Origin of the sequence: Ruminococcoides bili, assembly GCF_040093295.1 — a bacterium.
In the GTDB taxonomy this organism is placed as follows: domain Bacteria; phylum Bacillota; class Clostridia; order Oscillospirales; family Acutalibacteraceae; genus Ruminococcoides; species Ruminococcoides intestinale_A.
The window spans coordinates 16,019-40,288 of record NZ_JBBNJY010000013.1 but is presented as its reverse complement, the minus strand read 5'-3'; the positions used below and the strand labels follow the sequence as shown (position 1 = coordinate 40,288).

At 38.6% G+C, this 24,270-nt stretch carries 22 protein-coding genes and 1 pseudogene; 14 read left to right on the top strand and 9 right to left on the bottom strand.

All coding sequences use genetic code 11. From position 1 onward, the window contains the following. Window positions 1-322: 322 nt before the first annotated feature. From AAAY30_RS05990 to AAAY30_RS05935, 12 genes are all read left to right on the top strand, one after another. Window positions 323-1,648 carry an aminotransferase class III-fold pyridoxal phosphate-dependent enzyme gene (locus tag AAAY30_RS05990; RefSeq protein WP_195410874.1) on the top strand — a complete coding sequence of 442 codons (1,326 nt, stop codon included), beginning with the start codon at window positions 323-325 and terminating at the stop codon, window positions 1,646-1,648. 41 nt (window positions 1,649-1,689) lie between these two features. After that, window positions 1,690-2,841, top strand: a complete 1,152-nt coding sequence (locus AAAY30_RS05985) for an iron-containing alcohol dehydrogenase (protein WP_337781932.1) — start codon at window positions 1,690-1,692, stop codon at window positions 2,839-2,841. A 93-nt stretch (window positions 2,842-2,934) separates the two neighbouring features. Further along, complete coding sequence (locus AAAY30_RS05980; RefSeq protein WP_294655787.1) at window positions 2,935-3,738, top strand: ABC transporter ATP-binding protein; 804 nt, start codon at window positions 2,935-2,937, stop codon at window positions 3,736-3,738. Continuing rightward, entirely contained in the window at window positions 3,735-4,577 is an 843-nt protein-coding gene (locus AAAY30_RS05975; protein ID WP_412287372.1) for an ABC transporter permease, read from the top strand. Before AAAY30_RS05980 ends, AAAY30_RS05975 begins: the two co-directional genes overlap by 4 nt. Next, window positions 4,578-5,414 (top strand): ABC transporter permease, encoded by an 837-nt coding sequence (locus AAAY30_RS05970; RefSeq protein ID WP_499215694.1) that lies wholly within the window; start codon window positions 4,578-4,580, stop codon window positions 5,412-5,414. It abuts the gene before it with no gap. A 60-nt stretch (window positions 5,415-5,474) separates the two neighbouring features. Further along, window positions 5,475-6,611, top strand: coding sequence for an ABC transporter substrate-binding protein (locus tag AAAY30_RS05965; protein ID WP_337781931.1), 1,137 nt, complete (start codon window positions 5,475-5,477; stop codon window positions 6,609-6,611). Between the two features lie 62 nt (window positions 6,612-6,673). Continuing rightward, window positions 6,674-8,044 carry a dihydropyrimidinase gene (gene hydA, locus AAAY30_RS05960; RefSeq protein ID WP_294668223.1) on the top strand — a complete coding sequence of 457 codons (1,371 nt, stop codon included), beginning with the start codon at window positions 6,674-6,676 and terminating at the stop codon, window positions 8,042-8,044. Window positions 8,045-8,064: 20 nt separating this feature from the next. Then, window positions 8,065-9,567 carry an NAD-dependent dihydropyrimidine dehydrogenase subunit PreA gene (gene preA, locus AAAY30_RS05955; RefSeq protein WP_302484649.1) on the top strand — a complete coding sequence of 501 codons (1,503 nt, stop codon included), beginning with the start codon at window positions 8,065-8,067 and terminating at the stop codon, window positions 9,565-9,567. A gap of 38 nt (window positions 9,568-9,605) precedes the next feature. Continuing rightward, entirely contained in the window at window positions 9,606-10,865 is a 1,260-nt protein-coding gene (locus AAAY30_RS05950; RefSeq protein ID WP_337781930.1) for a Zn-dependent hydrolase, read from the top strand. 17 nt (window positions 10,866-10,882) lie between these two features. Continuing rightward, complete coding sequence (locus AAAY30_RS05945; RefSeq protein WP_294655779.1) at window positions 10,883-11,509, top strand: cytidylate kinase-like family protein; 627 nt, start codon at window positions 10,883-10,885, stop codon at window positions 11,507-11,509. A gap of 20 nt (window positions 11,510-11,529) precedes the next feature. After that, on the top strand, window positions 11,530-12,126 hold the full coding sequence (locus AAAY30_RS05940; RefSeq protein ID WP_337781929.1) for a PucR family transcriptional regulator ligand-binding domain-containing protein: 597 nt from the start codon (window positions 11,530-11,532) through the stop codon (window positions 12,124-12,126). Window positions 12,127-12,153: 27 nt separating this feature from the next. Continuing rightward, on the top strand, window positions 12,154-12,678 hold the full coding sequence (locus AAAY30_RS05935; RefSeq protein ID WP_186935213.1) for a PucR family transcriptional regulator: 525 nt from the start codon (window positions 12,154-12,156) through the stop codon (window positions 12,676-12,678). A gap of 87 nt (window positions 12,679-12,765) precedes the next feature. On the opposite strand, the gene AAAY30_RS05930 is transcribed toward AAAY30_RS05935, so the two are convergent. After that, window positions 12,766-13,788, bottom strand: coding sequence for an acyltransferase family protein (locus AAAY30_RS05930; protein WP_337781928.1), 1,023 nt, complete (start codon window positions 13,786-13,788; stop codon window positions 12,766-12,768). Window positions 13,789-14,003: 215 nt separating this feature from the next. On the opposite strand from AAAY30_RS05930, the gene ade reads away from it, so the two are divergent. Continuing rightward, window positions 14,004-15,740, top strand: coding sequence for an adenine deaminase (gene ade / locus AAAY30_RS05925; RefSeq protein WP_499215693.1), 1,737 nt, complete (start codon window positions 14,004-14,006; stop codon window positions 15,738-15,740). 76 nt (window positions 15,741-15,816) lie between these two features. On the opposite strand, the gene AAAY30_RS05920 is transcribed toward ade, so the two are convergent. Next, window positions 15,817-16,704 (bottom strand): LysR family transcriptional regulator, encoded by an 888-nt coding sequence (locus AAAY30_RS05920; RefSeq protein WP_499215692.1) that lies wholly within the window; start codon window positions 16,702-16,704, stop codon window positions 15,817-15,819. 124 nt (window positions 16,705-16,828) lie between these two features. On the opposite strand from AAAY30_RS05920, the gene AAAY30_RS05915 reads away from it, so the two are divergent. Then, window positions 16,829-18,163, top strand: coding sequence for a sodium-dependent transporter (locus AAAY30_RS05915; protein ID WP_186935209.1), 1,335 nt, complete (start codon window positions 16,829-16,831; stop codon window positions 18,161-18,163). A gap of 309 nt (window positions 18,164-18,472) precedes the next feature. On the opposite strand, the gene AAAY30_RS05910 is transcribed toward AAAY30_RS05915, so the two are convergent. From AAAY30_RS05910 to AAAY30_RS05880, 7 genes and pseudogenes are all read right to left on the bottom strand, one after another. Continuing rightward, the gene (locus AAAY30_RS05910; RefSeq protein ID WP_301954804.1) at window positions 18,473-18,925 is read right to left on the bottom strand and encodes a hypothetical protein; all 453 of its coding nucleotides are present in this window, start codon (window positions 18,923-18,925) and stop codon (window positions 18,473-18,475) included. Between the two features lie 617 nt (window positions 18,926-19,542). Further along, the gene (locus tag AAAY30_RS05905) at window positions 19,543-19,776 is read right to left on the bottom strand and encodes a low molecular weight phosphatase family protein (protein ID WP_021972512.1); all 234 of its coding nucleotides are present in this window, start codon (window positions 19,774-19,776) and stop codon (window positions 19,543-19,545) included. Between the two features lie 570 nt (window positions 19,777-20,346). Continuing rightward, window positions 20,347-21,411 (bottom strand): FUSC family protein, encoded by a 1,065-nt coding sequence (locus AAAY30_RS05900; RefSeq protein ID WP_186935206.1) that lies wholly within the window; start codon window positions 21,409-21,411, stop codon window positions 20,347-20,349. A 33-nt stretch (window positions 21,412-21,444) separates the two neighbouring features. After that, complete coding sequence (locus AAAY30_RS05895) at window positions 21,445-22,488, bottom strand: HAMP domain-containing sensor histidine kinase (RefSeq protein ID WP_252560171.1); 1,044 nt, start codon at window positions 22,486-22,488, stop codon at window positions 21,445-21,447. Beyond that, the gene (locus AAAY30_RS05890) at window positions 22,488-23,198 is read right to left on the bottom strand and encodes a response regulator transcription factor (protein ID WP_003693048.1); all 711 of its coding nucleotides are present in this window, start codon (window positions 23,196-23,198) and stop codon (window positions 22,488-22,490) included. The genes AAAY30_RS05895 and AAAY30_RS05890 overlap by 1 nt, the downstream gene beginning before the upstream one ends. A gap of 97 nt (window positions 23,199-23,295) precedes the next feature. After that, window positions 23,296-23,706: pseudogene (locus AAAY30_RS05885) on the bottom strand (phospholipase D-like domain-containing protein); the annotation flags it as partial. Window positions 23,707-23,843: 137 nt separating this feature from the next. Continuing rightward, on the bottom strand, window positions 23,844-24,269 hold the full coding sequence (locus tag AAAY30_RS05880; RefSeq protein WP_186935203.1) for a MarR family winged helix-turn-helix transcriptional regulator: 426 nt from the start codon (window positions 24,267-24,269) through the stop codon (window positions 23,844-23,846). Window position 24,270: the final 1 nt, after the last annotated feature.

The following is a 24,270-nucleotide window of genomic DNA, read 5'->3' as shown; positions in this document are numbered from 1 at the left end:
AATTTATCACCTAAATATATTTATGTCAAGTAAGTATAAGAATTTAGATTTAAAATTTACAATCCGATAACAATATTATGCACAAGTTGTTTGCGGCTTATAAAATATTATGAATTATGACAGATTTCCCTATAAAAAGTGATGCTTTATATTTGCAATTTGTGCCGCAGCACAAAGAAATTTGTGCATAAAAGTGTTGCACTCATAAAATATCGTGGTATAATAATGGCATAAACAAAAGAGATTTCAAAGCAATGGGGCTTCGTTGAACACGAAGTCCCATTTGTGATTTGATAGGGTATGATTTGAAAGGATGATAATTATGACACCTGAAAAAATTGTTGAAAACCATAAGAAATATGTACTTCAGTCATGGAGCAAGCAGGGTAACTTAAATCCTATTCCTGTTGCAAAGGCAGAGGGAATTTACTTCTACGATTTTGACGGTAATAAATATACAGATATGTCTTCACAGCTTGTAAACCTTAACTTAGGTTACGGTAACAAAGCTATCGGAGATGCAATTAAAGAACAGGTTGATAAGTTTTGTTTTGTAGGCCCGTCATACGCAACAGAGGCAAAGTCAACACTTGCGGAAATGATTATTAATCTTCTTCCGGACAGTTTTGGCAAAGTATTCTTTACAAATGCAGGTGCAGACGCAAACGAAAACGCAGTAAAGATTGCAAGAATGTTTACGGGCAGAAACAAGGTATTCAGCCGTTACAGAAGTTATCACGGTTCTTCATTCGGCGCAGGCAACCTTACGGGCGAGCCGAGAAGATATCCGCTTGAGCCGGGTATTCCGGGATTTGTAAAATTTTTTGATCCGTATGTTTACAGAGAGGCTGTTGAATTTGAATCCGAAGAGGCAGCTACAAAATATTATCTCACTAAATTGAGAGAGCAGATTATTTATGAAGGCCCTGACAGTGTAGCCGCAATCGTTATGGAAACAATTACAGGTTCAAACGGTGTAATTATTCCTCCTAAGGGTTACTTACCGGGAGTAAGAAGGATTTGTGATGAGTTCGGTATTCTGATGATTTGCGATGAGGTTATGGCAGGTTGGTGCAGAACAGGTAAAATGTTTGCATTCCAGAATTTTGATGTAGTTCCCGATATTGTATCATTTGCAAAGGGCGTTACCTGCGGCTATGTTCCGCTCGGCGGAGTTGCGGTATCGCAGAAAATCGCAGATTACTTTGACGATCATCTTCTTTCCTGCGGCCTTACATACAGCGGTCATCCGCTTGCTTGTGCGGCAGGTGTTGCCTGTGTAAACTACTACAGCGAGGCTAACATTCTTGACAATGTAAACAAGGTTGGCAAGGTGCTCGGTGAAATTCTTGAAGAAATGAAAGAGAAACATCCTTGTGTAGGCGATGTAAGATATATCGGTTTGTTCTCTGCTATTGAACTTGTAAAGGACAAGAAAACAAAAGAACCGTTAGTTCCGTACGGCAAGGATGAAAAAGGCATTATGGGCAGTCTTGTAGGAATGTTAAAGAAGAAAAAGTTTATGACTTATTCACACGAAAATATGCTCTTTGTAAATCCGCCGCTTATCATTACAGAAGAACAGATCAGGGAAGAAATGGTAAAGATGGACGAAGTTCTTACATATGTTGACAATGAATTGATTTGATACTATAATAGTAAAATTCTAAAATAACGGGAGATATTAAAATGTCACATTTTGTAGTTCCAAATCACATAGTAGTCGGCAAAGGCGTGCTTAACGAGGCTGCACCGCTTTTAAAAGAAATGGGCAGAAAGGCTTTTATCGTAACAGGCAGACACATTGCGGTTTCGGATATGATGAAAAAACTAACGGCATTGCTTGACGAAGAGGGTATAGGATATGTAATTTTTAACGGCATTACAGGTGAGCCTGACGATGTTATGATAAATAACGGTGTAAAGATGCTTAAAGAGTCCGATTGTGATTTTATTATCGGAATCGGCGGCGGAAGTCCTCTTGACTCGGCAAAGGCAATCGCAGCAATGGCAGTAAACGATGGCAGTGTTGCGGATTTCAGCGGAAAAGAAATTACAGGCGAAATTTTGCCGCTTGCTGCAATTCCGACTACCGCAGGTACAGGCAGTGAGGCAACTAAATTTACGGTAATTACCGATTCCAAAAAGCAGATAAAAATGCTTTTGAAAGGCGATGTGCTTGTTCCGAAACTTGCAATTGTAGACAGTGAATTTACTGTCGATGCACCCAAAAGTGTTACAGCCGCAACAGGACTTGACGCTCTTACACACGCAGTAGAGGCTTATACCTCTAAAAAAGCTTTTTCTATGACAGATACGCTTGCGGTTTCCGCAGTAAAAAGAATTATGAAATATTTGCCGATAGCTTATAAAGAACCCGACAATGCAGAGGCAAGGGAGCAGATGAGCATTGCGGCTTTGGAGGCAGGCATTTGTATAAATAATTCAAGCGTAACCATTGTTCACGGAATGAGCCGCCCTATCGGTGCATTCTTCCATGTGCCGCACGGTATGTCAAACGCAATGCTTTTAAAGGAATGTTTAAGTTTTGCGGTATCGGGTGCATATGAAAAATTTGCAAATTTGGGCAGAGCAACAGGCATTGCAGACAATGATGATTCGGATTCGGCAGCAGCCGAAAAGTTTATTGATTCATTGCAAAATATCTGTGATGTATGCGAAATTCCCACTCTTGAAAAATACGGCATAGACAGAGATGAGTATTATTCAAGAATACCTAAAATGGCTATTGATGCGGTAGCCAGCGGAAGTCCCGCCAATACGGTTAAGACAGTAACCGAGGACGACTGCATAGAAATTTACAAAAAACTGTATGCTTAAAGCATTCGGTAAAATTTAAGATTACAGGCACAGCAAAGGCGCAGTGAAAACTCAACTTTGCTGTGCTTTTTTATTATTCGGGAGGTAAGATATATGAATTTGAACAGCGAAGCAATTATGAAAAATGATGTTGAAATCGCTATAAATAATGTGTCGGTGGTGTTTAAGGATAATCAGGGCAACGATGTTAAGGCACTCGACAATGTGGATTTTGATATTCACAAGGGAGAATTCATTTCACTTCTCGGACCTTCCGGCTGCGGTAAAACAACCCTTTTAAGAACAATTGCCGATTTGCTTGAACCTACATCGGGCAATGTCAGAGTAAGTAATATGACTCCTAAGGAAATAAGACTTATGCAGAAATTCGGAATTGTATTTCAGAATCCCGTACTTTTTGAATGGAGAACAGTTAAGAAAAACATTGAACTTCCGCTTGAAATTATGGGTTACTCTAAAAAAGACAGGTCCGACAGAGCAGACGAAATGCTTGAGATGGTAGGACTTACAAAGTTTGCAGACCATTATCCGCAGCAGCTTTCGGGCGGTATGCAGCAGAGAGTAGGCATTGCGAGAGCTTTTGGCATAAGACCGGAAATACTTTTGATGGACGAGCCTTTTTCGGCACTTGATGAGTTCACTAAGGAAAAGTTACACCTTGATCTTTTAAATATTTGGGAAAAAACAAACAAAACAATTGTATTTGTAACTCACAATATTCAGGAGGCTGTTTTCCTTTCAACAAGAATTTGCGTTCTTTCTCCACATCCGGGCAGACTTTCGGCTGTTGTTGACGCTGATTTGCCTTATCCGAGAACGATTGATATGAGAGATACTCCTCATTTTGGCGAACTCGTTTCAAAGGTAAGAAACAGCTTTGAGGGTGGTAGCTTATGATGAAGATAATTAAAAAGATAAAAAGCTCCAAAGCATCGGTAACTTTGGTTTGGGTGCTTGGAATACTTGTAATATGGGAGATATTTGCTTTTGTGGTAGCCGCCGCAAAACGAACTCCCGAAAACATTATGCCGCATATATGGCAGATAGCTTATTCGTTTATTGACCCTAAACCTGTAGCAAACGGTATGAGCTGCTTGCAGGTTGTGCTTGTAAACGCAGGGCAAACGCTTTCAAGAGCAGGACAGGGCTTTTTGATTGGTACATTAATCGGATTCGGACTTGCAATTTTAATGAAACTTTCAAATACAGTCAATAAAATTGCCGCGCCGTACCTAATGCTTATACAGCTTATACCTATTCTCGGTATGGCACCAATTATTCTTGCAATGACTCACGATATCGGTTCAAGCCGAATTATCATTGCGGCAATCCTTACATTCTATCCTGTGGCTACAAATACACTTGCAGGACTTAACTCGGTGGAAAAACAAAAGTATGAACTAATGTATTCATATGCGGCAAAGAAATCCACAGTTTATTTCAAGATGCTTATCCCGTCCTGTATTCCGTATTTCTTTACAGGATTGAAGATAGCGGCACCGATGGCAATTACAGCTTCAATCCTTGTAGATACCTTGCAGGGTGACGGCGGACTCGGTTGTATGCTCTCACAGTCGCTTAAACACGCAATGTCAATATATGTATTTTGGGATATTGTAGTATTCAGTGCGGTAATCGGTGTACTTAGCTGTTCACTTATGGGCTGGATTGAAAACGGAGTTTCACCGCTAAAGCGTATTGAACGCAAATCAAAAAAGAAAAAGGAGGCGGTTTAATTGATCAGAAGAAGAAAGAGCTTATGGCAAAAACTCAAAGAAAACCGAGCTGCTCAGACAATCAGCAGCATACTCCTTCCGGTATTGTTCGGTGTTCTGATTATTGCTTTGTGGCAGGGACAAATCTTGCACAAATTTTTTAATACCGACACAAACACACTTCCGCTTCCGTCAAGAATATGTCACATTATTTTAGATAATATTCCAGATTTTTCACAAAATTCACTTTATACGATTATAGTTGCCGTTGCGGGACTTCTGATAGGCTCGATTATCGGATATTTAATTGCCGTATTTGCCGCAACCTTTCAAAAATGGGGTAAAGGCGGACTTACAATAGTAGGTGCATTTAATGCTATTCCGATTGTAGCACTTGCTCCTGTAATGACAAACTGGACAAAAGACATCAGCAGTGACCCGAACATAAGAAGTATGTTTGCAAAAACTTTTGTTGTTATGATTGTTTGCATTGCAAGTATGAGTATTAACGCTTACAGAGGTTTAACGGAATTAAAGCCGTTTGCACTCGATCTTATGTCATCGTATGCGGCAAAGAAAAGTACGGTTTTCTTTAAGCTAAGACTTCCGAATTCTGTTCCGTATATATTTACAGCACTTAGAGTAAGCGTTCCTATCAGTATTATCAGCGCAGTTGTTTCTGAATACTTTGCGGAATACATAGTCGGTGTCGGCAGAGAAATCAGAGAGAACATTGTATTGGGACAGTATCCTACAGCGTGGGCATATATAGTTGTTGCTTGTCTTATAGGACTTTTAATGTACGGCGTGCTTATGCTCGTGGAATCAATTGTACTTAAAAAACGCAGAATAAAATAATTTACAGTTGTTTACCGAAAAACGGTTTACATAAAATCAAGTATATTGGGGGAATTTCAAATGAAAACAAAAATGAATGTCAAAAGATTGCTTGCCGTTTCGCTTGCAGCAATGATGACTGCAACAGCTTTTGCCGGTTGCGGTAATTCAGGCGGTTCATCATCTGATTCCAAAGCGGATTCAGCTTCAACAGGTACACCAATGACAAACGAAGAGATTATCAAAAAGGCCGCAGCAGAGGGCAAAATCGGTAACTGGGGACTTGGTAACGAATACGAAATTCTCGCACTTTTGCAGAAATATGATCTTCCTACAACATATCTTTCGCAGGACTTTACAATGGACGGTTTTGACCAGGACGATATTACACTTGCATCGGCAATGTCATTTAACGAACTCGGTCTTGTAATTAACGATTATGACGGCGGTTACAAGTACGGCGATACAGTAGGCACCATTGATATGAATGACGAGGGTGTTGCAATGCTTGAAGATAATATTTTCTGTACAAAGGAGTTTGCGAAGAATAATCCTAATACAGTAAAGGCATTTGTTTATGCATCAATGAAAGGCTGGAAATACGCAGTAGAAAATCCGGAGGAGGCAGCGCAGATTGTATTTGACGCAGGTTCTTCAGTGTCTTCCGATCACCAGCTCTATATGGCACAGCAGGTTGCAAAACTTGTATCTACAGATACAAAGGGCAATGCGGTAAGCGACTACGGTAATATGGACGAAGAGGCAATGCAGCAGACTCTTGACCTTTGTAAGAAGTATGTACAGCTTGATGATTCGTCGGCATCTTCTAAACTCGAAAGTTTTACACTTGATGATATTCGTGATACACAGTACATTGAGGCAGCAAACGCATCTGCAGACGGTAAGTTCGGTACACTTGAAAAGACAGATGTAACAATTCAGCTTAAGTGGTTGCCACAGGCTCAGTTTATGGGCTACTATGTAGCACAGGCTAAGGGCTATTATGACGAAGTCGGTCTTAAGGTTACTATCACACCGGGTGGCGGCGATATTTCGGAAACAACAGCAGTAAACAACGGTACGGTTGATTTTGGTGTAACATGGGTGGCAAACCTTACTTCTGCAAATGCAGGCGGTATGGATCTCCTTGAAATCGCACAGGTATATCAGAGATCGGGTCTTGAACTTGTTTACAAAAAAGACCTCTTTACAAAGTAAGATAATAAAAACCGTGCGGCGGTAAGTTTTCCGCCGCACGGTAAAAAAGAAAGGAAAGGAACATTATGGATTTATTAATTAAAAACGGAACAATAGTTACCGCAAAGGGCAGCTATAAGGCAGATGTAGCCGTTAAGGACGGTAAAATTGCAGCAATCGGAAAAGACCTTGAAGTATCTGCTACTAAAGTTGTTGACGCAAAAGGCAAACTTGTATTGCCAGGTGCTATTGATGTTCACACACATCTGGCAATGCCGTTTGGCGGAACAGTATCTGCCGACAGTTATCTTTCGGGTACTCGTGCAGCAGCGTGCGGCGGTGTGACAACAGTTTTTGATTATCCTGTTCAGCACAGCGGCGAAACTATTATGGGACTTATCAATTCAAAAAAAGCTGTGCTTGAAAAAGAGGCTTGTGTAGACTACGCATTCCATTGCTGTATCACTGATTTAAACGGCGGAGAAATTCTTGACGAAATGGAAACAGCCGTGAAAGAGGGTATTACAAGCTTTAAGTGTTTCTTTGTTTATAAAAAAGAAAAGATGATGGTTGATGACGCAACATTTGTAAGACTTCTATTAAGAGCAAAGGAGCTTGGCGCAAAAATCAATCTCCATGCAGAAAATCCCGATCTTATTGATATGAGAACGGAGCAGTTCTTAAAAGAGGGAAAAACAAGCGCATGGTATCATTATCTTAGCAGACCTGAATTTGTTGAGGCAGAGGCAGATAAACGAGCAGTGCATTGGGCAAAGCACCTTGAAGCACCTCTTTACATTGTTCATATGGCAGACAAGGAAGGACTTGAAGAATGCATTAAGGCAAAGACAGAGGGTCATGAAATTTACATTGAAACCTGTCCGCAGTACCTTGAATTTACCTGCGATGTTTACAAGCGTGAGGACGGCAGAAACTTTGTATGTTCACCTCCTATGAAAGGTAAGGAAAGTCAGGATGCTTTGTGGACTGCACTCAAGGCAGGACTTATTGATACGGTTGCAACCGACCATTGTCCGTTCCAAAGTTACGAAAAGGATTGGGGTAAGGATGATTTTACAAAGATTCCAAACGGTTGTGCGGGTATTGAAAACCTTTATCCGTATATGCTTGACGCAGCAAACAGCGGTAAGATTACATTTGAAAGAGCAGTTGAAGTTTGTTCGACAAATCCTGCAAAAATCTTCGGTTGTGATTCAAAGGGTGCAATCGAAGTCGGTAAGGACGCAGACATTGTAATTTACGATAAGGACAAAGATTTTACTGTCAGCGTAAATAATATGCATTCGGATTGCGACCATACAATATGGGAGGGCAAAAAGCTCCACGGCTATCCTGTTCAGACATATTTAAGAGGCAGCCTTGTTTATGACAACGGCAACTTTACAGGTACACCCGGCAGCGGTATGTATATTAAGCGCAGTACCTCAAAATAGTTTTGAAAGTGGTTGATATTATGGGATACAGAGAGGTAGTTTTAAAAAGTGAAAGCAGCAGATGTCTTCTTTGTGAAAACGCTCCTTGTGCCAATGCTTGTGAACACGGAGTAAGAATTGACAGAATTATCCGTTCAATTAATTTTGAAAATCAGGAGGGTGCAAGGTATCTTCTTGCAGACAATCCTTGCGTAAGTTGCATAGACGGCAGTTGTATGCAAGAGTGCAACAGAGCAAAATTTGATGCACCTGTCAGGATTGATAAAATAACAGAACTTGTTGCAAAGGAAAAGCCCGTTGCTCCTAAAGAAATTGACCTAAGCACAGACCTTTGCGGAGTAAAGTGTGAAAATCCGTTTTTCCTTTCTTCGTCGGTAGTCGGCAGTAATTATGAAATGGTTGCCAAGGCTTTTGACGAGGGATGGGCAGGAGTTGCATTTAAAACAATCGGTATGTTTACTCCAAACGAAGTTTCACCGAGATTTGCTGAACTTGATAAGGAAGATACAGCTTTTGTCGGTTTTAAAAATATTGAACAGATATCAACCTATTCTCTTGAAGAAAACCTTGAATTTTTCAGAAAGCTAAAGGAAAATTATCCTGCCAAAGTAATTATTGCCTCAATTATGGGCAGTAACGAAGAGGAGTGGACAAAACTTGCATCTCTTTGTGAAAAGGCGGGAGCAGATGTAATCGAGTGTAATTTCAGTTGCCCGCAAATGGTAGGCGAGGGACTTGGCAGTGATGTAGGAATCAATCCCAAACTTGTGTATGCTTACACAAAAGCTGTAAGAAAAGGAACTAAACTTCCGATTCTTGCAAAAATGACTCCGAACATCACATCAATGCTTCCTCCAGCTTTAAAAGCGGTAGAGGCAGGAGCAGACGGACTTGCGGCAATCAACACAATAAAAAGTATTATGAATGTTGATTTAAACAGTTTTTCCACTTCTCCTAATGTAAGCGGAAAGTCCTCGGTCGGCGGTTATTCGGGCAAGGCTGTAAAGCCGATTGCACTGAGATTTATAAATGAAATGAAGTCTGATGAAAGACTAAAAGATATTCCAATCAGCGGTATGGGCGGAATAGAAACATGGTATGATGCGGCGGAATTTATATCACTCGGTTGTTCAACGGTACAGGTTACAACTTCGGTTATGCAGTACGGTTACAGAATTATAGACGATATGCTTGACGGACTTAAAAGATATATGTCGGAGCACGGCTTTAATTCAATTAACGATTTTTTAGGCAAGGCGGAGTACAATATTATTCCCGCCGATGATCTTGACAGAAGTTACATATGTTTTCCGAGTTTTGACCGTGAAAAATGCGTTGGCTGCGGCAGATGTTATGTATCGTGCTTTGACGGCGGACATCAGGCAATTAAGATGAACGATAAAAACAAACCCGTACTTTTGGGTAAAAAATGTGTCGGCTGCCATTTGTGTAAGGTTGTTTGCCCTGTAGGCGCAATTTCCGCAGGCAAAAAAGTAAGAAAATCAGCATTAAAGAAACATTAAGTCATAGAAAGAAAATTATCAAGAAGGAGTTTTGTGTTATGTATAAGTGTAGTATTGAAAGAATGCAGGATAAGATTTCAACATTCAGCAAATTCGGTGATGCGGGTCACGGCGGAATTACAAGATATTCTTTATCTCCGGAGGCTTTACAGGCAAGAGGTGAATTTGTAAAGAGAATGAAAGCAATCGGTGCTGAAATCAAAACGGATGATGTGGCAAATGTTTACGCTACACTTAAAGGTTCAGACCCTACATTACCTGCAATCGTAATGGCTTCTCATTGTGACTCGGTTAAGAACGGCGGCAACTATGACGGTATCCTCTGTGTAATGGGTGCTATGGAAGTGCTTGAAACAGTTGCGGCAGAGAACATTCCTCATAAACACGATTTGGTGGCTATGATTTGGACAAACGAGGAAGGCTCGCTTTATCCGCCGGCTATGATGTGTTCGGGTATTGTTTGCTACGATTATCTCCCGGCTGACATTGCAAAGAATTTTAAGAAAGAAAATATGCTTGCATCAAAGTCAATCATTGACCCGACAAAGACTTTTGAAATGGCTCTTGACGCATCGGGTTACAAGGGCGATGAGGCAAACAGACTTAATCCGAAGGATTACAAGGCAATGTTTGAACTTCATATTGAGCAGGGTCCGATCCTTGAGGCGGCAGGCAATGACATCGGTGTAGTTACCTGTGTACTCGGTATGGTAAACTACCGTATTAAAGTTCTCGGTCAGGCAGACCATGCAGGCACAACTCCTATGAAGTACCGTCACGACGCACTTTTCGGCGCTGCAAAGTTACTTGAATACCTCCACACAGAGTTTGATAAACTCGATTCGGAGCTTGTGTATACAACAGGAGAAATTCTTTGCCACCCTGATGTTCATACGGTAATTCCCGATTATGTTGAATTTTCACTTGATGCCCGTCACGAAGATCCTAAGGTAATCGAGCAGGTAGTTTCGATTATTGAAAATATGCCTAAGGAAATTGAGAAGTGCAAGACAGGTTATGAAATTGCTTGGACAAGAGATACCGTATATTATGACAAGCAGCTTGTTGATTTTGTACAGGAGTCGGTGAACGAACTTGGTTATTCTAACCAGAAGATTAATTCGGGCGCAGGTCATGACGCACAGTTTGCATCATATATGCTTCCGACAACAATGGTATTTGTTCCGTCAAAGGACGGTCATTCACATTGTGAGCCGGAGTTTACTTCTACAGAACTTTGTACAAAGGGTGCGTCGGTTCTCCTTAATGCAGTGCTTAAATGTGATGCAGCAGACTAAAACAATCGGAGGTTTCTATGGACAATTATATTATTACCATAGCCCGCAGCTTTGGCAGCGGAGGCAAAGAGATTGCCTCCCTGCTGTCAGAAAAACTTGGTATTCCGTGGTATGAAAGGCAGATACTGACGATGGCGTCACAGGCAAGCGGAATAGATGAAAGCGAGTTTGTAGAGGTTGACGAAAGATTACACGGCAGCTATCTCATAAAATCGCTTACAAAACTTCCGACAGCCAATGTTTTACGACCGGAATCAAGAGATTTTGTATCGGATTTAAATTTATACAACATTCAGGCAGAAATCATAAAAGAACTGTCGCATACGCAGTCATGTATAATTGTCGGCAAGTGTGCGGATTACATATTAAAAGAAAAATCAAATGTATTTAGCGTTTTTGTCGACGCATATTACGATGACTGCGTTTCAAAAATTCGTTCAAGAATTTATGTATCTGACGAAAGAGCAAAGGATATGAAAAAGCGTACCGACAAATATCGTACAGCGTACTATAAATACTACACAAGAGGTGAAAATTGGAAAGACCCATTAAATTACGATATGTTTCTTAACACATCAAGAGTTTCAACAAAGGCTTGTGCAGAGATAATTGCAGATGCAGTTAAGCAGAAGTTCGGAGAATAAAATCTGCGGAGGTGAAGAAAATGGCAGTAACACTTGCGTCACTGTGTGAAAAATCAGGTTATCTTTACGGTATGAGGGTAATTGCCGGAAAAGACGGAATGACAAACATCGTACAATGGGTTCATTCGGTTGAAGATACGGAGGTAAGTGATTTTCTGCACGGCGGTGAGCTGATATTTTCAACTGGCATTGCCAACAAAGGGCAGGACTGGATGCTGCCCTTTGTTAAGAATCTCATAGAAAATCAGGTCAGCGGTCTGGTTCTGAATATAGGACCTTATATAAAGAGCATACCGCAGGAAGTGATAAGTTATTGCAACGAAAAGCATTTTCCTCTCCTTGATATTCCGTGGAAAACAAGAATTGTCGATATTTCAAGAGATTTTTGTAACAGAATTATTTTAAACGAACGCAAGGAAGAAAGCATTGGCGATGCGCTCAAGAATTTTATATTTTTCCCGAATGAATATGATAAATATATTCCCGTGCTTGAGTGCAACGATTTTTCTGTCGATGCTGATTATGCAATAATCGGAATAAAAGCCGATATGGCAGATAATATTTCTACTCTGAAACCCGAAAATGCATTTGAAAGAATAATTTATTCATACAAATAGCATTGGGGCGGCTTTAAGGTAGATAATATGCTGTTTTATGTGCTAAGCAATTTTACAAATGCGGAAATCGAAAGTCTGGTTGAAAAGTTGCAGGCAGAGCAGGAGAAGTTTATGAGCGTTAATAAACTTTATATTGCGGTCAGTAAAACCGATTGTAATATAAAGTCGCTGTCAAAAGCATATCAGATTGTGCTTAAGATGCTCAAACTTTCTCAACGCAGAAATATCAGTCCGATGTTTTATGAAAAACTTGAAATCAAAAAACTCATTCTTGCCGTAGACGATAATTCGCTGCTTGAGAGCATATACAATGAAAACCTCAGGAAACTTGAGATTTACGACAGAGATAACGGAACCGATTATCTGAATTTTTTACGGTTGTATCTTAAGTATGACGGCAGTGTGCAGAAGGTGGCGGAAGAAACATTTGTGCACCGCAATACAATAAATTATCAGCTTGCTAAAATCAAAAAAATCCTCGGCAATAACCTTAAGACCTTTGAGGAACGATTTAAACTCATTTTGGCTTTTGAGATAAAAGATGTGCTGTAATTTTATAAATTATTTTGTTGTCATAAAATACAAAGCTGACATTGCAATGCAAATTAGCAATGTCAGCTTTGTTTATTTTAATTGTGATTATATATGCAATAATCTTAATACGGGAAATCCCTTCTTTAGTGCGTTCCAGAGTAATATCAGCGCCGAGCAGGCAAGAATATCAACTATTGTCATAATCCACCAACAATAGCTTATACTTTGCAGTACAGGAGTATTGCTCCAAATTTGGTTTGAATAACTGTTTACTGCGTAATTTAAAGCCATAATAATTATGGTGTTTTTGCCTAAGAATGCTAAAAATTTAAAATTATTCACATATTTATAGCAAATAAAAAGTATGGCAACAGAAACTGTAATTGACCCCAAAAATGTAAGGAAAGTGTTGTTAAGTGTATTGTTGCAGAGGTCAACTCTTGGGTTTGTTACTATGCATAATGCACCGAGAGCTATCATAGAAAATATAAAAGATATACCGTGGGTGATATTTTTCAGCAGATTTGATTCTTTGATTTTAAGTCCTATGAACATAAATGTCATACCGATTAGAGCAACATTGATGTGCCAAGGTAATTGAATATTTATAAATAAGTACAAGATATAGTCAAGTGTTACAGACAATATACAGATAACTGTCTGTACGGCTGTGTTGTTTATTTTATTGAGAAAATAAAAGCAAATACAGCAGATGAACATACAGGGCAAAAACCATAACGGAGTGCAGTTAGGCATTTTGTCTATTGCGCCCCAAGAGTAAAATATCCATTGCAAATGATTCATTGTTGAGTCAAATAATTCCTGACCTTTCAGACCTTTAATTTGTTCAATCGGTATATTTATGAGTAAATTGAAAAAAGCCAAAATAAAGTAAGGCACTATGTAAGCTTTAAATTTGGATACTGTGAATTTTTTGAAACCGAGTTCGGACCATTTTGTTTTATTATATAAAAATCCGGAAAGTATAAAGAAGAATGGCATATGAAAGCCGAAAATTGCTTTCACAAGCGGGTCAGGAGCATTTGCGTGACCTATCAGCATTAAAATAATTACAAATCCCCTTGCCACATCTATATAAGCCAATCGTTCGGTTTTGCTGTTTTCCATCATATTTCCCCACACATTTTCATATTTTTAATTTTACATAACTACTATTATACCTCTGATTTTTCGTTTTTCAAGTTTGTAATAATATTTTGGCTTTTCTGATATGATTATTGTGATAAAAAAAGAAAATATTAGTATAAATGTCTTTTAATATTAAATTATTATGATATAATTATTAAAAAATAAAGATTAATATTTTGCAAGGTGGTGCTTTTATGAAAGAAACATACGAAGAGAAAATAAACAGACGATTAGGTGTAAAGCAGAGAATCATTGCGGTTGCTTCGGGCAGAGAAAAGGCTGACCTTGTACTAAAAAACGCAATGTATCTCAATGTCTTTTCAAATGAATTTTTGCAGGGCGACATAGCCGTAGCAAACGGTCTTATAGCCGGTATCGGAGAGTATGAGGGAGAAAACGAAATCGATGTAAACGGCAAACTTGTCTTACCCGGTTTTATAGATGCACACATTCACCTTGAAAGCTCAATGGTAACTCCGAGTGAGTTTGCAAAAGCGGTTGTTTCTCACGGAACAACAACCGTTATTACCGATCCCCACGAAATAGCAAATGTAATGGGAACTGACGGTATTGAATATATGATACAAAGCTCACAGAACCTGCCTGTTGATGTGCATTTTATGTTGCCGTCCTGTGTACCTGCTACCGAGTTTGACGAGAGCGGTGCAGAGCTTGGCTACAAGGATATTGATTCGTATTTTGAACATAAAAAAGTCCTCGGTCTTGCCGAGATGATGAACTATGTCGGAGTGATAAACGGTGACAATGATGTGGTTTCAAAAATAGTTGCCTCGCAGGCTCACCATAAAAAAATAGACGGACACGCTCCCGAACTTTCGGGAAACGACCTTAACGCTTACATAGCCGCAGGTGTTTACTCTGACCACGAATGTTCAACATTTGAAAATGCACTTGAAAAGCTTAGAAAAGGTCAGTTTATTATGATAAGAGAGGGTACTGCCGCTCACAATCTAAAGGCGCTTATGCCGTTGCTGAATCAGCAATATTATGCACGCTGTATGTTTGCCACTGATGACAAACATCCGAGTGATTTGCTGTATGGAGGACATATTGATTACATAGTAAAACAGGCGCTGAAAAGCGGAGCAGACCCGATAATCACATTAAAAGCAGCAACTCACCATGCCGCAAGATATTTTGCGCTTAACAATAAGGGAGCAATTGCACCCGGTTATCTTGCCGATATGGTTGTTGTAGACAATTTGACGGATTTTAATGTGGAAACTGTTTTCAAGCGTGGCAAAGTGATTTTTGACGGTGAGGTAAAGGAGTTTGAAATCCCTGCCGCAGACGACAGGCTTATCGAAAAATGTCATAACACATTCTGCCTAAACGAAGTTATGCCAGACAGTTTTAAAGTTGACGGAAAACTCGGTCTTATCGGACTTGTCAGCGGAGAACTTCTCACGCATAATCTCGGAACAGCCGATAAAATTGATGTGGAAAACGATATTTTAAAAATTGCCTGCATTGAGCGCCATAAAAATACGAACCACATCGGTGTCGGCTATGTAAAGGGATATTCTTTAAAATCGGGAGCGGTTGCAACTTCCGTTGCGCACGACTCACATAATATTATTGCGGTAGGCTGTACCGACAGTGATATATCCGTTGCCGTTAATGCGGTCAGAAACAGCAAAGGCGGTATAGCGGTTGTCGATAACGGAAAAATTAAGGCATTGCTTGAACTCCCGGTTGCAGGACTTATGTCGGAAGAACCTTTAGAAAAGGTAAACGAAAAACTCGAAAAAGCCAAAACCGAGGCATACCGCCTCGGTGCGGACAAAGGCATAGACCCGTTTATGACGCTGTCATTTTTAAGCCTGCCTGTAATCCCGTCACTGCGAATAACCACAAAAGGTGTATTTGATGTTGAAAAATGCGAGTTTGTTGAGAAAAATAAAATTTAATTATAAATTAAACAACAGCTCTCCTGTCACGGTAATAATGATAGGGGAGCTGTATTGTGTAATATATCAGAAGTTTTTATTTACCGATAACCTCTCTGTAAAAATCTATAAATGCGTTTAGGGCAGGGGAGCGCCATTTGTTTTTGTGTATTAATAATTGAGTCCATACAGAAACATCACAATCAGCAATCGGCAGATGTTTAATATATCCGTTGCGGTATGCGTCTTCCGTAATAAAATCAGGTAGAAAGGAAATCATTTTGCTGTTTTCTATGAGTGAGCAGATTTGCAGAGGATTGCCGATTTCAAGAATCGGGAGAATTTCCAACGATTGCGTGGCAAGCTCATGATTCAGAAGTTTTCGGTAGCTCATATTGCTTTCTGTAAGCACAAAATCTTCGGAGCATATTTCTTTTAACAATAGTTCGTTTCGCTGTAAAAGCGGATGATCTGCGGCGGCTATAAAGTGGACTTCCTCTTTATGTTCGGCACAGATAATAAACTCCGAATCGTAAATATGGCTGTCCAAAGTAAATATTAAGTCAACTTCGTTTTTCCTTAGCATATCAAACATTTGCTCTGTACCGCTTTCCAATACAACCAAATGAATATCGGGAAACTGTTTGCGAAATTTCAGAAAATCATCTTTAAAATAACGATTACATACCGAACTTGACATTGCAAGTCTGATATTTCCTTTTATTATTTCGGGAGTTTTAAGTCCTTCAAGCATTTTTTCGTGAGATTCGAGTATATTTCTTGCGTGCTGCAAAACGATCAGCCCGTCCTCTGTAAGGTTTATTCTGTGATAAAACCTGTCAAAAAGAACAGTGTCAAGCTCATTTTCCAATTGCTTTATTTGTGAAGAAACCGTAGATTGTGTATAACCGAGTTTATCGGCAGCCGCTGAAAAACCCGAGTATTCGCATACGGCAACAAAAGTTTTTAATACATTGGTATCCATATTATTTATCCTTTATAAACGATATTTTCGTTATTATAACATAATATTATCAATTTTACAAATAATACAATTTTTGCTATACTATAAATTATATTGTGTTTAATTTTAAAGGAGATTTACTATAATGAAGCGTGAACAACTTGGAAGCAGACTTGGCTTTATTATGCTTTCGGCAGGGTGTGCAATCGGATGCGGAAATGTTTGGAAATTTCCGTGGATGTGCGGGCAAAACGGCGGCGGAAGTTTTATGCTGGTATATATAATTTGCTTAATTGTACTCGGTATTCCGTCTTTGATTATGGAATTTGCCGTCGGAAGAGCGGCGCAGACAAGTCCTATTCATATGTATAAAAAATTAGAAAAGCCGGGACAAAAGTGGGGCGGCTTTGGTTGGGTGTGCCTTGTGGGCAATCTTGCGCTGATGGCGTTTTACACAGTTGTGTGCGGATGGATTATCTACTATTTTGTCAATTTTCTTATAGGGAATAATGCCGACCTCGGCTTTAATTCTATGATTTCTCAGCCGTCTGTAAATGTTATTTTTCTGCTGGTTACGGTAGTTATTGCTTTTGTAATTCTTTCGTTCAATATTCAGAACGGACTTGAAAAAGTAACAAAATATATGATGTGCGCATTGCTTGTGCTGATGGTAGTTTTGGCGGTAAACAGTCTGTTGCTGAAAGGCGCAGGAGAGGGAATGTCGTTTTACCTCAAACCCGATTTTTCAAAGATTGACGGCTCGGTTATAGTGGCGGCAATGAATCAGGCATTCTTTACATTGTCAACAGGTATGGGCGGAATGGCTATTTTCGGAAGTTACATAGGCAAAGACCATTCCCTTATGGGCGAGGCTGTTAATATAATTTCTTTGGATACTCTTGTTGCCATTCTTGCAGGTGTAATAATTTTCCCTGCATGCTTTACTTATGGTGTTGAAGTAAATTCAGGCCCGAGTCTTTTATTTGACACTATGGCAACTGTGTTTAATAATATGGCAGGCGGCCGCATATGGGGAACTCTCTTTTTCCTGTTTATGGTTTTTGCGGCTTTGTCAACCGTTCTCGGTGTGTGTGAAAATATCCTTGCAATGATTAGAGATTTAACGGGTTGGTCACGCCGCAAAGGAAGTTTGATTTGCGGAATTGTTGTATTTGTCCTTGCACTTACAACGGCGCTCGGTTTTAGTGTGCTTCATTTTCAACCGTTTTCCGAAGGAACAACATGGCTTGATTTCTGGGATTTCATAGTATCTACAAATATTCTTCCGCTGGGTTCGCTTGTTCTTGCTCTTTTCTGTTGCAATAAATTCGGCTGGGGCTGGGATAACTTTATCAAAGAGGCTAACGAGGGCAAAGGACTTAAGATTAAGTCGTGGATGAAACCGATTTTTAAATATGTTGTGCCTCTGTTTATAGGATTTATTTATGTTTACGGTTTGATAACTTTCAATTGGAGATAAGCTGCGAAAAATTTACACTTTTTGTCGGTTTGACAAAAGAATAGCGTATAAATTATAATATCAAATATATCAAAGTTTATCGGTGATGATTTGATGTATAATCCGCAAATTGAAACTTTTATAAGAGCAACAGACGCAGGCAGTTTTAATAAAGCGGCGGAAGAAGCAGTTAAAACTAAAAAGCAGTTATAACCTTTAAGTATATACAGATGAACAAAAACAAGACTTCTCATGAGGTCTTGTTTTTCTTATAATATAAACAGAAAAAATATTTGGAAATGTAGCTATGAATGAGCCGCCCCCAAAAAGTTAGACTAAGAATCTAACATTATTTTTAAGACAAAAGTCAATAAATCCGTTGACTTCATTTCCTGTAATTATCGCAGAAAAAGAGAGAGTATAAAATTTAAATTTCCCCGATCTGTGTCCGTTATCTATATAAACTATGTTTTTCGGCACACTATACGATAAGTTGAGTTTTATATTGTCCTTGTATATTTCTCCGCTTTTTGCTGTGAGTGTTATTATTGTTGGTTTGGCGGATTCTTTTCTGATTTTTTTCGACCTTTTTACCGACCATATTCCCATAGGTATTACACATATAAATTCAAGCAGAAACGGTATCACAAGAATATATAAATCAAATACGCACATCAAAATAAATGTGGCAAAAATTAAAACTGCCCATGACAATGCAGGCACTGCCTGTCGAAAAGTATCTTTGCCGCTTAGAAATTGAGGTGTAACTGTTACTTGATACATTCTTTACCTTCCTGAAAATTATTGTATATTTTAATTTTTTTTGCAATAAATACATTGTACCTTATGATACAAGCTTGTTTTCTTCCGTATTATGATATTTAAAACTGTATTTTTCCTAATAGTGTTTAGATTTTTTGTTATCGTCATAGTAGTTGCCTTATATTGCGGTATGCATAAAACATTAAATGTGTGGCATTGCGGAGTTTTTATGACTTTTTAAATATATATGTTTTCATAATATTTAATTCGAGGTTAAAACACGAATGAAATTTTGCGGTGGATATGTTTCCATAAGATATACCCGAGTGCTTTTGATGGTTAAATATATAATTTTAGATTTAGAAAAAGTCAGCAAACAAGCCAAATTTTATATTGCTTGATTATTTTCTTGACATCAATACTATGGTTTCAATATGGCTCGGTTGTTCAACGAAAAACATACTCACCCCCTATTGTACACGGGAATGGCGGAACGCACCTTTTCCCTTAAAATCCAGTGGTTCGAGCCTGTGAGAACCTTGAATTGTCCTATAATTTGTATAGGCAAACAGGGTAAAGCTCTGTTCCTTAAACTTCATTTTTCATGTCATCCCTACAAACTGGAATTTATATTGCAATCATTTTTTCTTTAATTCTAGAATATTCTTCTCGATCTGCTGTATAACCCCCCTGAAATCATCATCCGTTTTTCCTGTCGGATCTTCAAGTTTCCAGTTGTCATCAAACGCTCTGCCAATAAACGGACAACCTACATCACAACCCATGGAGATGGAGATGTCTGGCTCCGGGATGCTTGATATCAGCTTAGAATACTGCTTTTTCTCCATGTCGATGCCGTAAAGCTCCTTCATGAGACGGACGGCATTCTGATTGATCTGGGGCGCAGCAAGTATGATGGAATCCTTCAGAAAATCAATGCCCGTATGATTCTGTATAATTTCTGTGAATTAGTGACTTCTCACGCTGTGGTAAAAACATCTAAAAATACCAAACACATCTATAAAATTAATTTCGCCATCACAGTAAACATATGCAGGGCATATCTCAAACACGGTGGTAACGAAACAGAGACCATGCTTCTCATACAAAAGTATCTGACACCTGTCAGGTACAATCGAAATTATCCTATCCACCTCCGTCCAAAGAGAAATAGGGATTTCATGTATCGGGTTGCATAAATCTCGTTACCATTATACTCCATTATGAGGCAGATATGCAATCTGTCTTTTTGTCATACCCCAAAAAATGATTTGAACTCATCATACACCTGCTTTCTACACATTAGTGCACCTAAAAAATACAGCATTTCTTAACTGAACAGTATTTTCAATGCATGACCGCATATGATATACTGTTTTCATCATAAAAAACCTTATCTAGGAACCGTAATAATTCTATTCAAATTTTCTTCCTGATTCACTTCACTCTGCATGTACGGTCACATCACTTTCCTTTTTTTTAGACATAAACCAATAAAATATAACACAAAATGCTAAAGCAAACACAACACCAAAAACATTTTGAATCACTCTAAGACTAACTGCTCCTTGTAGTCCATAAGTCTCTGCAGCAATGGCTAAAGCACCAAATGTGTTAAATACTGCCTGCCAGCCATATTGTGCTGAAAATCCTACACCGATTCCACCAAGAATTCCTATATATGCATAGATTGACGAAGGAAGCAGAAAATATAATACTGTAAAACATATAACACCTGCAATATTTCCGACAATCCTTTTACGGACTCTGTAGTGCATATCTTCCATAGACGGCAAAATCACGGACATGGCCGCAATACCAGCCCACATTGCACGTGGCATATTACAAAGTTCTGCAATGCAAAGGACAATCGGTACGCATAAAATCTGACATATCTGCCATTTTGTTCTGGAAGAAGTGATATCAAATTCTTGTATCAGATCTTTCAGATTACTTTTATAAGTTCTGTTTTTATGATTTCGATAAAATACGAAGCAGGTAAGTGCTGCACCTAAAGCCATTCCGACTAATCGCATCTGATAGCTTTTTCCCGTAACATCATAACCATATAGCAGCAGATACCCAAGAACCAATGTAGATTGATTAAACATGAATGGATTATGGCATCCGAACAGAATCAACACAGCCAGTGCCGCAATATTTAACAGCATTCCCAATACCGGTGAAAACTGATTTGCTAAATGCGGACATACAGTCATAATTACAAAGAACAAAGCCAAAAGCATCGTAGATTGTCCGGTGTGGATCCCCAGATCCGCATTTCTAAACACCATGAGACATAATAAGACTACTACACCTACAATGCTGTTCTCATTTCCAAATAGGATGCTGAAAATACTCACAAAGAAAAAACAAAATGCCATTGTAACAGCTATCTTCACCAGATATACCCACATATGATATAATCTTTCTTTTAGTGTTTCACTCTTTTTCAACAGGTTTTTAGAACCTGCCTGATTTAACTGCAACTCCTGATAAAATGTCATATAAATCCTCCCATCTTCTAATTTATCTTAAAACTATATAATCTCATCTTTCTGCTTTGGCAGCTCTATAACAAATCTGCATCCACCATATTCACGGTTTTCTGCTTTGATTGTTCCTCCGGCACTATCTACAATCCGTTTTACAAGTGCAAGACCTAGGCCATTTCCTTCTGCTTTATGAGATCCATCTACCTGATAGAACTTGTCAAATATTCTGGATTTTACATCATCCTCTATTCCTGGTCCTTCATCTTCCAGAATGAATTTAACAGAATCCTGTTCTTGTTTTAGAAACATCGTAATTGTCCCCTTTGAAGGGCTGAACTTAATCGCATTATCCAAAAGATTTATCCAGATATGCATAAAAAGTCCTTCATTCCCAGTATATTTAACTTCCTCCAATTCTACCTGAAAACCAATTTCTTTTTCTGTCCATTTTGTTTCCAATGAAAGAAATGCCTGGCGGATCTGTTCATCCAGACGATATTCTGTTTTTTTCATTGGTATATTCTGATTCTCTAACTTGGATAACAGCAAAATATTACCAACCAATCCGGAAAGTCTTTGGGTGTTAAATAAGATTTTTTCTACATATTTCTCTTGATCCGGAGACAGTTCTTCTCCCTGAAGCAGCATTGTATATCCTTCAATGGCATTAATCGGGGTTTTAAACTCATGAGAAACATCAGATACAAAATTCATCTGCAGCACCTCTGTTGCACGAAGTTCTTTTGTCATAACGTTAAAACTTTGATAAGATTCTCCAACTTCTGCTATACGGCTGTTCGTTTCCAAATGCTGTTCAAAATCTCCCTGAGAAACTTCCTTCATTGCTTTACTAAGTCTGGTAATTGGTTCCAGTAACTTTGCATTAATAAAGGAAGTGATCAGCCCTGCAATCAATGTATTGAAAATCAAAAGCCAGCCAAGCACAGGTATGCTGCCCGGCAGATAAAAAAAATGATTCAAAAAAGCAAATAATAAAGCAGATATGACTGTTGAAAATACAAGTGCCAGCCAGATTGCACCGGTCAGACAGGATCGGATCCGCAATCCTTTTTCTTTCTTTTGTTCCATTATTTTTTCACCACCTTGTATCCAATTCCACGCATTGTTACGATTTCAAAATCAGGGTTATCTTTAAAACGCTCTCTGATTCTTCCTATATGTACCTCTATCGTATGTGGGTCTGCCTCCGTCTCGTATCCCCATACTTCATCCATCAACTGTTGTTTTGTAAATGTTCTGCCTGGCGAAGCTGCAAGCTTATATAAAAGCAGGAATTCTTTTTTAGGCAAAACAAGACTTTCCTTATCAGTTGTAACCGTCATTGCATCATAATCAAACTCTGTTGAACCGATCACAATTTTGTGTTCATTCAGTATCTGTGCACGGCGAAGCAGTGCTCCGACTCTTAAAACCATTTCATTCACATTTACCGGTTTTACCATATAATCGTCACTTCCCGAAAGAAATCCCTGGCGCATATCATCAAAGGAACCTTTCGCAGTGATCATAAGCACCGGTATCTGATATCCTGCTGAGCGAAGTTCTGACACCAGTTCATAGCCATCCATAACCGGCATCATAATATCAGAAATGATCAGATCAATATATTCCTTATCCAATACTTCTAATGCCTGTGCTCCATCCGATGCACTTTTGACTTGATATCCATTCTTCTCAAGCACTTTTTGGAATAGCTGGCTTAATTCTTTATCATCTTCTACAATCAATATTTGAAACACGTTTTCCTTCCTCCTTATTAAAACAGATACCTTGCCCATCCAAGCAGATGCTGTACCAAAAATATTTTTCTCTGACGTTTCTTTGTTAATTCGATTGGCTCTACATGATATGGATCACGATAGGTTCCATCTTCCAATACCTGGCGGGACACTCTTTCATATCAATCCAGCTCTTCATTCCATCTACTAACAGACGAATATGTACGCCTCTGTCTGCCGCATCATGCAGTGCTCCTAAAATCAATTTTCCACTTTCATCGGATTGAAATGCAAAAGTAGAAAGAATAATTTCCTCTTTTGCATTCTTGATCAAACGCACTCTTTGTAAAAGTGCTTCTGGATTCTTTTCTATGATTACTGCCAGTTCTGTATTTTCACTTCATTCGTTCCATGACCCATTTTTTGTTTCTTTTTTGGTTGTATTGGACACTTCCGGCTGCTTTTTATATGCAACGCAGATTCCGAGCAATTCATAAAAAGCCACACATAAAAAAATTGCCAGTATAACAAGAAGGATTTTATATATTAAGGATTTTACATATTTTATACTTTTTCATTGTACATCACCTGATTCCTTTTTATTTCATACTTATACAATACAAAGTCAATCTCAATTTAACCTCAACAAAATTTATTTTTATTCTAATATATGAAGGAGCTTTTCTTACTCCGTTGTATTAATCACTATTTTATTTCTTCCATAAGCTGTCGGATTTTTCTCAATGTACACTGTGTAACTGCCAGGTCATCTTCTTGTATATTCGATATGATTTTTTCATAAGCTTCTATCATTTTTTCTTTCTGACAATTACTTAATTCAATTGCCTTGTTCGTCAAAACCAGGTATGTTCTTTCTTTTTTTTCATCTAATTTCCAGATAATATATCCTTTATTTTCAAGACTTTTTACCATCTTAGATGTTTCTGGAATCGATAATTTCATGTATTCTGCCACTTCTGAAAGATATACTCTTTCATGACAGTCTGATTTTTCAACACATTCCTTTATACTATAAAGGAACAAATAATCTGTTCTTTCAATAAATTCAAATATGCTTTCAACATTGACGCTCTTTAAAAAAAACTCCTCTGCACTGGTTCCTGCTCCCATA